This window comes from Weissella sp. ESL1156 (assembly GCF_058505625.1).
The window spans coordinates 1,600,030-1,611,914 of record NZ_CP196372.1; the positions used below are offsets into that span (position 1 = coordinate 1,600,030).

Here is an 11,885-nt window from a genome sequence, read left to right on the forward strand (position 1 = left end):
AGTTTTATTTATAGGTCGTTAGTAAGCCGAGAAGAATTTCTTCTTTTTAATTGGTGTTTCATCAAAGCGTATTAATGGCTCCCCGTTAATGAGTGCCTTTGCATTGTCATCAAATATGCGGCTATGACGTTGACCATATTTTGTCTTTAACTTTGTAAATGCATTACTCATTTCGTAAGTTCGACCAGGTAAATGATGGGCATCAGATGCAATGATCTGAGCTAAACCATTATCTAAGATATCCTCTGAAAATTTTTGAATAGCTTTACCAAAGGTACCAACGTACGAACTAGCTGTAACTTGTGAGTAAGCCCCATTATTAATCATGTCGTACAGTAATTCAGGATGGGTCATTAACTCGGTATTACGTTCCGGATGGACGATGACTGGTGTGAGACCACGTTCCTGTAACTTAAATAACATTTCTTTAGTAAACATAGGAACATCATTTGCAGGAAACTCAATGAGAATGTATTGTCCCTGTTCATCTGTCGTTAAAATATCATGGTTATCAAGTAATGATAATAAGTTTCCATTAATGCGTACTTCTTGTGAAGGAAATATAGTAAGGGGGATGTTATTTTTGTTTAATTCAGTCTGGAACCAGGTTGTGAGATTGATAACATCTTCAGCATGGTTAATATAGTGTCCATTCATATGATGAGGTGTCATGAGAGCATGCGTAATGCCATCAGCTACAGCATCACGAGCTAGTTGTAATGAAATATCTAAATTTTCAGATCCGTCATCAATACCAGGTAATAGATGACAATGTATGTCAATCATAGAGCTCCCCTTTTTTTATTATTCTAAAATTATTATACCGTACATTGCATTCTGCCTATAAAAAATAAATGAATAGCTACTTAACGTAAAAGAATTCTGTCAAATAGTTTAAACTTCTTTTAAATGAAATTGGTTTATTTATTCTTAAAAATATCATAAACTGTAACCAGTAGATACAAAAATGATAATAATGGATAGGTGGACATTTTAATGGATAACATAATTGACATCAAACGATTATGGTTGATTTTGCGAGAAAATATAATATTAATGATAGTTTTGGGAATTGTATTAGCTGGTATAGCTTTTGGTGTTTCAAAGTTTGTCATCCAACCGCAATACAGTTCGTCGGTTGCTTTATTGGTTAATCGTAAAGCGGATGAGAATACATCTGCACAATTACAAAATCAACAGGCGGATATTCAAATGATTAATACGTATAAGGATATTATCACCCGCCCTGTCATTTTAAATACGGTTGTTAAAAATTTGACTACAACACAAAAACAATTAATAAGAAAATCCAAACCAGCAACTTATAAAACACTGGCAGATGGTACACGAATTATTGATAAGCAAGAAGAACCTGCTGAATACAAGGTAGTTGATGCGAAATATAATAAATCTGAAATTAGTGTAGAAGGACTATCTAAGAATATTTCAATCACTAATCAGCAAAATTCGCAGATATTTACAGTCAATGTCACTTCAAAAAATAGTCAATTAGCACGTGATGCGGCCAATGAAATTGCGAAAGTGTTCCAACAAAAAGTGTCTTCAATCATGAGTGTTTCTAACGTGTCAATTGTTTCAAAAGCAACAAATAATAAAACACCCGTTTCGCCTAATATCAAATTATTTACGCTAGTTGGGTTAATAGCTGGAATTTTTGTTGGCTTTATGTGGGGAATGATTAAGGAATTAAGCGATCGAACAGTTAAGAATGTTAGTTATCTTACAGATGAATTACAGCTAACTAATTTGGGTCAAATTAATTTTATTGGAAAGATTAAAAGTATCGATAAAGTAGTCAGTACTGTTTCACAATCGGATGAATATTTTAGCCGTTCACGCAGTAAGCGTCGAATTTAATTAAGGAGTTACTATGGGATTATTTAGGAAAAAAGACGCTAATAAAGATACAGAAACGCAAGATAATGGTGCTCGCTTGGTAACGGTAGTTGAACCAAAGAGTGTTATTTCTGAACAATTTCGGACGTTAAGAACGAATATTGAATTTGCTGGTGCTGCTTTAGATAATTTACAAGTCATTATGTTTACATCAGCAGAAATATCTGATGGTAAAACAACTATTTCTACGAATACAGCTGTTACCTGGGCACAGTCTGGTAAAAATGTCTTGTATGTGGATGCTGATATGCGTCGATCAACAGCGCAAGCAACATTCAGGGTGAATAATACACATGGATTAAGTACAATTTTGGGTTCTGCAGAACAGCCTAAGGATATTGTTCAGCCAACTTTTGTACAAAATTTGGAAGTTTTAACGGCAGGTCCGATACCACCAAATCCAGCTGAGTTATTAAATTCAAAGCGAATGATAGCCTTGATTGATTGGATGCGCAATAATTATGACATTGTTGTTTTAGATGTACCACCAATTATGACAGTATCGGATGCACAAGTATTGTTACCATTAATTGATGGCGTAGTAGTGGTAACAATGGTTGGTAAAACAATGAAGAATTCTCTAAAAAGAACGGTTGAAATACTGCGTTTGGGTGAAACTAAAATCTTAGGTGTTGTGGAGCGAGTTAAGGGCTCTGGCAAAGATGCAGGATATGGATACGGGTACGATAGTACTAAGTAATTTAGAGGAAAGTACATATGTATAAGGGCATAAAAATAATCTTAGATAAATTGATGGGCATCTGTCTAATTGTTATTCTTTTGATACCTATGTCGGTTATTGCAATAGTAATTAAATTAACCTCTAATGGGCCAATATTATTTAAACAGGAGAGATACGGCAAACATTCACGTAAATTTATAATATACAAGTTTAGAACTATGTATATAGAAACTCCGGAAATGTCAAATCGAGATTTTAAAGATATTGATAATTTCATTACACCTTTCGGTAAAGTGTTAAGAAAATATTCATTAGACGAATTACCACAGTTATTTAATATTATTATCGGTAATATGAGTTTTATTGGACCGCGTCCTTTATCGGACAGTGATATTGATGTGATTCATTTGAGAGAAAAAAATGGTGCAGATAAGGTTAAACCAGGTATCACAGGGTTAGCACAAGTAAATGGACGAAATAATATTTTAAATAAAGAAAAAGCTTATTTCGACCAGATATATGTTGAAAATTTATCATTATTCAATGATATAAAGATTATCTTTCAAACTATTTTAAATGTAACTTTGGCGAAGAATATTAATCGAGAAAAGTTTTAGAATTTATTTAATACTTAGGAGAATCAATTATGAAAGGTATTATTTTAGCGGGTGGATCAGGATCAAGACTTTATCCGATTACTAAAGCAACGAGTAAGCAATTGGTTCCAATATATGATAAACCTATGATTTATTATCCAATGTCAGTTTTAATGTTGGCAGGTATCAAAGATATTTTATTAATTTCTACCCCTACATATATTCAACAATTTAAAGATTTACTTGGTAACGGTCAAGAACTTGGATTGAATATTCAGTATGCAATCCAAGAGGAACCACGTGGTTTAGCAGATGCTTTCATTGTTGGTGCTGATTTCATTGGTACTGATACTGTTGCTTTGGTGCTGGGTGATAACATTTTTTATGGTGCAGGCTTGTCACAACAATTACAAGAAGCTGCCGCTAAAAAAACAGGGGCAACAATATTTGGTTATCAAGTAAAAGATCCAGAACGTTTTGGTGTTGTGGAATTTGATGACGATGGGAGGGCATTATCCATTGTTGAAAAACCAGCGCATCCAAAATCAAATTATGCAGTAACGGGGCTTTATTTTTATGATAACGATGTTGTAGAAATAGCTGCAAATGTAAAACCTTCAGCTCGTGGTGAAATAGAAATTTCGGATATCAATCAAGCTTATCTGAATCGTGGTGACTTAGACGTACAAGTGATGGGACGTGGGTATGCTTGGCTTGATACGGGGACACATGATTCATTACTGGAAGCTTCTTCATTTATCGCCACTATTCAAAAACAGCAAAATTTGAAGGTAGCCTCATTAGAGGAAGTTGCTTATCGCATGGGATATATTGATGTTAAACAATTAGAAACTTTAGCACAACCATTAAAGAAAAATGATTATGGACAGTATTTGTTAAGAATTGTTGAGGAAGAGGGTTAGAATAAGTATGGATGAAAAATTTTTTGAAAAAGAATTAGCTGCTCGTTCAATCACTGTAATTCCAGGGATGATAGAATTTGATATTCCTGTTCACGGTGATAATCGTGGTTGGTTTAAAGAAAATTTCCAAAAAGAAAAAATGTTGCCTTTAGGTTTTCCAAAAGAGTTCTTCAAAGAGAACAAACTACAAAACAATGTGTCATTATCACGTAAGGGAGTGTTACGTGGTTTACATGCAGAGCCTTGGGATAAGTACATTTCAGTAGCTGATAACGGCCAAGTCCTTGGTGCATGGGTGGATTTACGTGAAGGCGATTCGTTTGGGCATGTTTATCAAACGGTTATTGATGCTAGCAAAGGGATTTATGTGCCTCGTGGTGTGGCCAATGGTTTTCAGGTATTAAGTGAAACAGTTTCGTATACTTATTTAGTTAATGATTATTGGGCCTTAGAGCTAAAGCCAAAGTACGCTTTTGTGAATTATGTTGATTCGACATTGGGAATCAAATGGGATGATCTTAATCATGCAGAAGTGAGTGAAGCTGATAAACAGCATCCATTATTAAAAGATGTTGAACCATTAAAGCGAGATCAATTGAAATAGGAGCTCAATTCATGACGGAATATAAAAATATATTGGTAACCGGTGGTGCTGGGTTTATTGGCGCAAATTTTGTGCGTTATCTTGTTGACGAACATCCTGAAGTTACTGTCACGGTCCTTGATAAGTTGACCTATGCGGGTAATAAAGAAAATTTAGCTGGGTTACCTGAAGACCGTGTGAAACTAGTGGTTGGTGATATTGTAGATGCACCATTAGTTGATAAATTAGTTTCAGAAACTGATGCAGTGATTCACTATGCAGCTGAAAGTCATAATGATAATTCATTAAAAGATCCTTCACCGTTTATTCAAACTAACATTATGGGAACTTACACACTAATTGAAGCAGCTCGTAAATATAATAAGCGTTTCCATCATGTTTCTACAGATGAAGTTTATGGCGATTTACCATTACGTGAGGATTTACCTGGTCATGGTGAAGGAAAGGGTGAAAAATTCACACCTGAATCTCAATATCGACCATCAAGTCCCTACTCATCATCGAAAGCTAGTTCGGATTTGTTAGTGCGTGCTTGGGTACGTTCATTTGGACTTAAGGCAACTATATCTAATACATCTAATAATTATGGACCTTACCAACATATTGAAAAGTTCATTCCTCGTCAGGTGACGAATATTATTTCTGGTATCAAACCAAAATTATACGGTTCTGGTAAAAATGTTCGTGATTGGATTCATACATATGATCATGCAACTGCTGTATGGGCCATTCTAACGAAGGGCAAGATTGGTGAAACTTACTTGGTTGGCGCAGATGGTGAAAAAGATAATATCACAGTGTTACGCACAATTTTAAAAGATATGGGTAAAGATGAAAATGATTTTGACTTTGTGCAAGATCGTTCAGGGCATGATTTACGTTATGCGATCGATGCCACAAAGATTCGTGAAGAATTAGGTTGGCAACCTAAATATACTGACTTTACAACCGGTTTGAAGGATACCATTAAATGGTATGAAGATCATCAATCATGGTGGGAAGCTGAAAAGGCAGCTGTGGAGGCTAAGTATGCACAGAATAATCAATAAACAGTTAGTAAAATATTAGTTGGGGTATATGATGAAGTATTTTGTTGCAGGTGCTAAAGGACAATTGGGCCAAGAAATTGTTAAATTATTAGAAAAACTAGGACAAGAGTACGTTGCATTCGATTCAAAACAGTTAGACATTACAAATCGGAAACAAGTATTTCGAGTATTAGAGAATGAAATGCCTAATGTTGTATTAGATGCAGCAGCTTATACGTCTGTGGATGCAGCAGAGAATGAAGGGAAACAATTAAATTGGCGTGTTAATGTTGATGGTACAAAAAATTTAGCGGATGCCAGCTGTAGAATTAATGCTAAGCTAATCTATATATCAACGGATTATGTTTTTTCTGGGGAGGAGGATAAAGAGTATACAGAAATTGATCCAGTAAACCCTAAGAATGAATATGGGAAAGCAAAGTTAGCTGGAGAAAAAGTTGTCCAAGCTAGTGGCGTAGAATATTATATTATCCGTACTTCGTGGGTGTTTGGTGAGTTTGGAAGAAATTTTGTTTATACAATGCAAGAGTTGGCTTCTAAGCTAGATAAAATTTCAGTCGTTAATGATCAGTATGGTCGTCCAACTTGGACCAGGACACTTGCGGAATTTATGATTTATTTAATTTCAAACGATATTGACTATGGAATATATAATTTAAGTAATGATGAGACAACCACCTGGTATGAATTTGCTACAAAAATATTAGAAGAAAAGTCTGTCAGTATAGAGCCAGTGACAACTGATAGGTTTCCAACTATAGCTCAAAGACCCAAAAATTCAGTATTAAGTTTAGTTAAAACGAAAGGCACGGGATTTAAACCGATAACTTGGAAAGAAGCGCTAAGTAGATTAATGAATAATATGTAACGTTTTAAACAACCTACATATGGATTGAATTCTTAAAAATTTGAAAATTTATTAATCAACAAACACAGGTAGGCTACTTAACCATCTGTGTTTGTCTTTTAGAAGGAGAAAAAATTGGAAGAATTTACAGTTTTAATGTCATTATACTCAAAAGATAATGCTGAAAACTTTTTAAGAGCTGTAGAGAGCAATTTTAATCAAACAATTCAACCGAAGGAAGTGGTATTAGTTGTTGATGGTCCGATAGATAACCAATTAGAGAATGCAATTTTTAAGGTGCAACATAAATATAAAAATAAAGTACGAGTTATCAGATTGAAGGAGAATAAAGGATTAGGGAATGCTTTACGTGTAGGGATGAAATATGTACAAACAAATTTGGTAGCTAGGGCTGATTCTGATGATATTTCTGATTCAAATAGATTCAAAAAGCAATTAATAGAATTTAATAGAGATCAAGAATTATTGATAGTTGGCGGACTAATTAAAGAATTTATTGGAAGCGTAGATAATATAGTAGCTATTAGAAAATTGCCAAATTCCGATTCAGAAATTCGAAAATTTGCTAAATATAGAAGTCCATTCAATCATCCAACGGTAATGTATAAAAAAGCTGCAGTTGAACAGGCAGGAAATTATCAAGATTTTAATTTCTTTGAAGACTATCATTTATGGATACGGATGTTGCAGTTAACTGGGAAAGTTAAAAATATTGATGATGCAGTTGTTTTTATGAGAACAGAAACTGGAATGTATAACAGACGTGGTGGCATTAGATATGCTATTCAAAACTGGAAGTTAAGGTGTTATTTTTGGAATTTAGGTGTCTTAACTTTTCCTCAAATGTTAATGATAGATATACTAGTTTTTATTGTTGCTACTATTCCAACATTTCTACGTGCTTATTTATATAAACTGTTTCTTAGAAAGGGTAAAGAGTAGTGATAGTAACAATATTAAAAAGAATAATAAAAAGTAAGTTTGTTCAATCTTTAAAAATAGCAAAAATAGTTTACTTTCCTTTGTATCGTTCTACAGTAAAAAAATTTAATTTTGAAGTAGCTTCTCCTCTAAGAACAGTCGAAATCATAAAAAAAAATAATTTATCCGTGGGCAGATTTGGAGATGGCGAGATGAGAATTATGTTTCAACATAGGAGTATTGGATTTCAGAAATATGATTCTGATTTAGCTCAAGAATTATTTGAAGCAGCAACGTCATCGAAAGAATATGTAGTAGCATTGCCGCATGGCTTTTTAAGTACAAAGAACGACAATCTTAGAACAGCAGTTTTTTGGTGGAAATATACATTTGAAAATAGACACAATATAAACAAACTGATTGAAAGTAGTTTAACTAGTTTTTTCTTAGATGCAAGTTTTAGTAGGACAGTGACGGAATTAAAAGATGAAGAAAACATTGAGAATGTCATTCATTCTGTAAAGAGTCTATGGGAAAATCGATCAGTTTTGATGGTAGAGGGGGATCAAACGAAATTTGGTGTAGGAAATGACCTCTTTGATAATGCCAAAAAAATCCGTAGAGTAGTTGGACCAGCAGTTAACGCCTATTCAGCTATTGCTGATTTAGAATCAGTAATTATAGAGCTTAATGGAAAAATATCTAATCCACTTGTACTTGTTGCTTTAGGACCAACGGCAACTGTCTTAGTACATAGACTTGCTTTAAAAGGTATACAGGCAATTGATATTGGACATTTTGATTTACAATATGAATATTATTTGCGCGGAGCTTTTCATAGAGTAAATGTCACAAATAAATATGATAATGAACTTGGTACCACAGGAAATGCGAAGTACAAAATAAATCATAATTATGAAGAAGAAATTTACAAACGATTTTTATAAGGGGATGTTTGGATGTTTGGAAATTTAATTTATAAAATAAAGAGAAATACTAGGGTAAAAGATTGGTTAAAAATTTTAATTGCTTTAATGTATTTTCCAAAATTAATTGTGGCATATATTGTTTCAAAATTTTATCTTCATAATAAAAAAAATTTTTGGTTAATAAGCGAGATGGGCGTTGATGCTAAAGATAATGGACGGGATTTTTTTGAATTTCTTCGTTGTCAACATCCAGAGGTCGAAACTGCATATATTTTAAAAAAAGATAGTATGGAATTTACGTCTTTGGATAAGATTGGCCATATCATTGAACCAAATACTTTTGAACACTTTATAACAATTTTTAAATCGCAGTATTTAATAAGTACGCATGATCATTATGTTTTACCAATGAAGTGGGTTAACTGGCGTGAATTTAAGTTATTGTATGGATGGATGGTACCTAACCTTAAATTTGTTTTTTTACAGCATGGTGTAATGCAGTGGGATGCTAAAAAAAATTCTAATTACAAAAGAACAAAATTTGATTATTTTATTACAAGTACTAAAAGTGAGTATCGAGAAATTTCTAAGTATGGATATCCCAAAGGAAACATTATTGAGACTGGGTTACCCAGATTCGATAAGCTTTCTAAAACATCAAGTAATGGCTTTACAAAACGTGTGATTTTGTTTTCTCCTACATGGCGTCAATATTTAGCTAATGTTTCAAAAGAAGAATTTTTAGAATCAAATTATTTTGTAACAATTAATAATGTTCTTAATGATAGACATTTAGTAAATATTTTGGAAAATAACAACGTTGATTTGTATTTTATGCCACCACATCATGAAATACAAAAATTCTTAGATGAATTTTCTGTGGGTTCAAATCATATTAAATTAATTTCTATAGATGAAATATCGTTGAAGAAAGTATTAATGGAGAGTTCATTAATGATTACTGATTATTCAAGTATATCAATGGACTTTGCTTATATGGAGCGGCCTGTTATATATTTTCAATTTGATCAAAAAGAATTTAGTAAAGGACATTATACATATAGCCTAGATTATTTTACACATCAACGTGATGGATTTGGGCCAGTGGTTACAAATGAGGAAGATTTAATAGATGGTCTTATTAAAATTATAAAGAATAATTATAATATGGATTCTTATTATATAAGCAGAGTTAATAAATTTTTTGATTTAAGAGATAATAAGAACTCACAAAGACTTTTTGAAATTTTAAAAGGTGAAAAAAATGATTGAATTTGTCGCATTAATTGTTACATATGGCACGATTCAAAGAAAAGATAATTTGATTAGTACAATTCAGAGTGCACTTACTCAAGGGGCGAATAAGGCTTTTGTTCTAAGTAACGGTGTACAATATGATATTGATTCAGTACTTACGAATAAATTTAATAATAAAATTAAAATTATTAAATATGAGGACAATTTAGGATCTGCCGCAGGATTTACAGGTGGACTTAGAGAAATATTTAATTCGAAAGAAATAAGTGATGATACATTTATTTTAATTCTTGATGATGATGTGAATGTTGAATCCAATTTTTTTAAAAAATTAACAAGTTTGGAAGAAAATCAATGTAACACACATATATGGTCTATGCTAAGATTAGGTCGTGATCGCACTTTTGATGATAGCATGGATAAAAATCTTAATTATTATTTCAATTCTATTGCAGGATTTTCATTGAAAAATAAATTTTTTTCAATGAAAAAAGAGAGAGAAAATCCAGCAATTGCTAAAATGGTTTTTGCACCATGGGCAGGAATTGTTTTGCAAAAGAAATTATTAAAAGATATCGAGTTACCAGTGAGTGATTATTTCATATATGAAGATGATGCGCAATTTTGTTTAAATTTACGGCAAAAGAATATTGAAATCTTGAAGAGTAATAACTTGTTACTGTCAGAGATTTCGAACTCATGGTTTGAAGATAAAAATAAAAATTCAGGATATAAAATTTTTTATGAAAGTAAAGATAATGATGGATTAGGTCGTTTTTTATATATGATTCGTAATAATGTATATTTAATTAGAAATAATAATTTAGTGACAAATAAATGTTTTTACATTTTAAATATATTAATATTTGTTTCTTTTGGATTTATAATATATGGTAAATTTAATTATAAATCTTTTGGACGATTAAAATTAATTATGGGTGCAATCCATGATGGCTGGCGAGGTAAATTGGGGAAAAATGTGAAATGGAAGCTATAGTACTGATGGAGAAAAAGTTATGCTATTTATTTTAACGTTAATGCTATCATTGATAGCTAGTTCATTTTTAAAAAATACTAGAATAATTGGGGCAGTAGGTTTTTCCGTTTTAGCTTGGATTGCAGGTTCTGCAGATGGTAGAACTACAACTGACTATCAGGTATACCAAACACATTATTATGCGTTAGGGAATGAAGTTTCTCCGTTTGAAAAAGGCTACACAGCTATGTCTGCATATTTTAATCATTTAGGATTTAGTTATTCAGATTTTCGGTTAGTATTTGCTTTTTGTGCTTTTGCAATATTGTTTTTTGGCGTTTTGATTTTCACTAAAAATATTGCTATGTTTACTTGGATATATGGAAGTACAGTTTTTTTTAATGATGCTACACAAATCAGAAATTTGATGATGATCTCATTAATTATTTTAGGATGTGGGTTATTCACAAAAAATAATTTAATTGTTAAACTTTTGGGACTTGCCACTATAACGCTTGCAACACAATTTCATGACTTGGGATTCTTATTTATAATGATAATTCCAATCTATTTTGTCCCCGAAAAATATATAAAAAAAGTTTTGAGACTCATGGTTGGAATTTCGTTACTTTTTACGATAATTATAAAGATTTTTGGAAATTCTGGGGTGACTAGTCTAATTATGAGAGGATTAGGTGCATTTTCATCGAGAACAGGCTCAGTTACTAATGTTCAAAGTCATTTTTCCAGAGGCACAAGTTTATCAATTATCTTTCTAATAGGAGTAACGGTATTGTTAGTGTTATATTTATCTACTTCATTCATCACTTATATTCAAGAAAATATGAATATAAATGGTAAAAAATTGAAAATGCTATATAGTGGTGTTCTTGTTTCAACATTTACACTACCATTAATTTTGATGTCGCCAGATTATTCTAGAATTTCAAGAAATGCTTTCTTATTTTTTATAATAATAGTTGTAATATACTACTCAGGTATAGCAAAGAGAAAAATGCTTGTTAAGAGTAGAACCATTTTACTAGTTGTTTTTCTTGTATTATTTACTTATATTCATACAACGATTTGGGGTCCTGAATATCAAAACACGATCCCATATATTGCAAAAATTAAAGATTCTAATGAAATCAGTGGAGATTGAA

General features: G+C 32.1%; 13 protein-coding genes. 12 read left to right on the forward strand and 1 reads right to left on the reverse strand.

Features of this window, described 5'->3' with window-relative positions; translation table 11 throughout:
- Positions 1 to 18 precede the first annotated feature (18 nt).
- Positions 19 to 786, reverse strand: a complete 768-nt coding sequence (locus ACSKY2_RS08205) for a tyrosine-protein phosphatase (RefSeq protein WP_489877406.1) — start codon at positions 784 to 786, stop codon at positions 19 to 21.
- Positions 787 to 996: 210 nt separating this feature from the next.
- Between ACSKY2_RS08205 and ACSKY2_RS08210 the strand changes: the two genes are divergently transcribed.
- From ACSKY2_RS08210 to ACSKY2_RS08265, 12 genes are all read left to right on the forward strand, one after another.
- Complete coding sequence (locus ACSKY2_RS08210; RefSeq protein ID WP_489877407.1) at positions 997 to 1,878, forward strand: YveK family protein; 882 nt, start codon at positions 997 to 999, stop codon at positions 1,876 to 1,878.
- A 13-nt stretch (positions 1,879 to 1,891) separates the two neighbouring features.
- Entirely contained in the window at positions 1,892 to 2,617 is a 726-nt protein-coding gene (locus ACSKY2_RS08215) for a CpsD/CapB family tyrosine-protein kinase (RefSeq protein WP_489877408.1), read from the forward strand.
- A 17-nt stretch (positions 2,618 to 2,634) separates the two neighbouring features.
- Positions 2,635 to 3,216, forward strand: coding sequence for a sugar transferase (locus ACSKY2_RS08220; RefSeq protein WP_489877409.1), 582 nt, complete (start codon positions 2,635 to 2,637; stop codon positions 3,214 to 3,216).
- 29 nt (positions 3,217 to 3,245) lie between these two features.
- Entirely contained in the window at positions 3,246 to 4,118 is an 873-nt protein-coding gene (rfbA, locus tag ACSKY2_RS08225) for a glucose-1-phosphate thymidylyltransferase RfbA (RefSeq protein WP_489877410.1), read from the forward strand.
- A 7-nt stretch (positions 4,119 to 4,125) separates the two neighbouring features.
- Entirely contained in the window at positions 4,126 to 4,722 is a 597-nt protein-coding gene (locus tag ACSKY2_RS08230) for a dTDP-4-dehydrorhamnose 3,5-epimerase family protein (RefSeq protein ID WP_489877411.1), read from the forward strand.
- Between the two features lie 11 nt (positions 4,723 to 4,733).
- On the forward strand, positions 4,734 to 5,771 hold the full coding sequence (rfbB, locus tag ACSKY2_RS08235; protein WP_489877412.1) for a dTDP-glucose 4,6-dehydratase: 1,038 nt from the start codon (positions 4,734 to 4,736) through the stop codon (positions 5,769 to 5,771).
- Between the two features lie 31 nt (positions 5,772 to 5,802).
- Complete coding sequence (rfbD, locus tag ACSKY2_RS08240) at positions 5,803 to 6,639, forward strand: dTDP-4-dehydrorhamnose reductase (RefSeq protein WP_489878246.1); 837 nt, start codon at positions 5,803 to 5,805, stop codon at positions 6,637 to 6,639.
- Positions 6,640 to 6,753: 114 nt separating this feature from the next.
- Complete coding sequence (locus ACSKY2_RS08245) at positions 6,754 to 7,581, forward strand: glycosyltransferase (RefSeq protein WP_489877413.1); 828 nt, start codon at positions 6,754 to 6,756, stop codon at positions 7,579 to 7,581.
- Positions 7,581 to 8,507, forward strand: a complete 927-nt coding sequence (locus ACSKY2_RS08250) for a GT-D fold domain-containing glycosyltransferase (RefSeq protein WP_489877414.1) — start codon at positions 7,581 to 7,583, stop codon at positions 8,505 to 8,507. Before ACSKY2_RS08245 ends, ACSKY2_RS08250 begins: the two co-directional genes overlap by 1 nt.
- 12 nt (positions 8,508 to 8,519) lie before the next feature.
- Positions 8,520 to 9,761 (forward strand): CDP-glycerol glycerophosphotransferase family protein, encoded by a 1,242-nt coding sequence (locus ACSKY2_RS08255; RefSeq protein WP_489877415.1) that lies wholly within the window; start codon positions 8,520 to 8,522, stop codon positions 9,759 to 9,761.
- Positions 9,754 to 10,743, forward strand: coding sequence for a glycosyltransferase family protein (locus tag ACSKY2_RS08260; RefSeq protein WP_489877416.1), 990 nt, complete (start codon positions 9,754 to 9,756; stop codon positions 10,741 to 10,743). The genes ACSKY2_RS08255 and ACSKY2_RS08260 overlap by 8 nt, the downstream gene beginning before the upstream one ends.
- Positions 10,744 to 10,762: 19 nt before the next feature.
- Positions 10,763 to 11,884: an EpsG family protein gene (locus tag ACSKY2_RS08265; RefSeq protein WP_489877417.1), complete on the forward strand. Its 1,122-nt coding sequence runs from the start codon at positions 10,763 to 10,765 to the stop codon at positions 11,882 to 11,884.
- The last annotated feature ends 1 nt before the right edge of the window (position 11,885 follow it).

Coding starts and splice junctions, on each gene's coding strand:
- ACSKY2_RS08205 (WP_489877406.1), bottom strand. CDS start 786: ATGATTGACATACATTGTCATCTATTACCTGGTATTGATGACGGATCT.
- ACSKY2_RS08210 (WP_489877407.1), top strand. CDS start 997: ATGGATAACATAATTGACATCAAACGATTATGGTTGATTTTGCGAGAA.
- ACSKY2_RS08215 (WP_489877408.1), top strand. CDS start 1,892: ATGGGATTATTTAGGAAAAAAGACGCTAATAAAGATACAGAAACGCAA.
- ACSKY2_RS08220 (WP_489877409.1), top strand. CDS start 2,635: ATGTATAAGGGCATAAAAATAATCTTAGATAAATTGATGGGCATCTGT.
- rfbA (WP_489877410.1), top strand. CDS start 3,246: ATGAAAGGTATTATTTTAGCGGGTGGATCAGGATCAAGACTTTATCCG.
- ACSKY2_RS08230 (WP_489877411.1), top strand. CDS start 4,126: ATGGATGAAAAATTTTTTGAAAAAGAATTAGCTGCTCGTTCAATCACT.
- rfbB (WP_489877412.1), top strand. CDS start 4,734: ATGACGGAATATAAAAATATATTGGTAACCGGTGGTGCTGGGTTTATT.
- rfbD (WP_489878246.1), top strand. CDS start 5,803: ATGAAGTATTTTGTTGCAGGTGCTAAAGGACAATTGGGCCAAGAAATT.
- ACSKY2_RS08255 (WP_489877415.1), top strand. CDS start 8,520: ATGTTTGGAAATTTAATTTATAAAATAAAGAGAAATACTAGGGTAAAA.
- ACSKY2_RS08260 (WP_489877416.1), top strand. CDS start 9,754: ATGATTGAATTTGTCGCATTAATTGTTACATATGGCACGATTCAAAGA.
- ACSKY2_RS08265 (WP_489877417.1), top strand. CDS start 10,763: ATGCTATTTATTTTAACGTTAATGCTATCATTGATAGCTAGTTCATTT.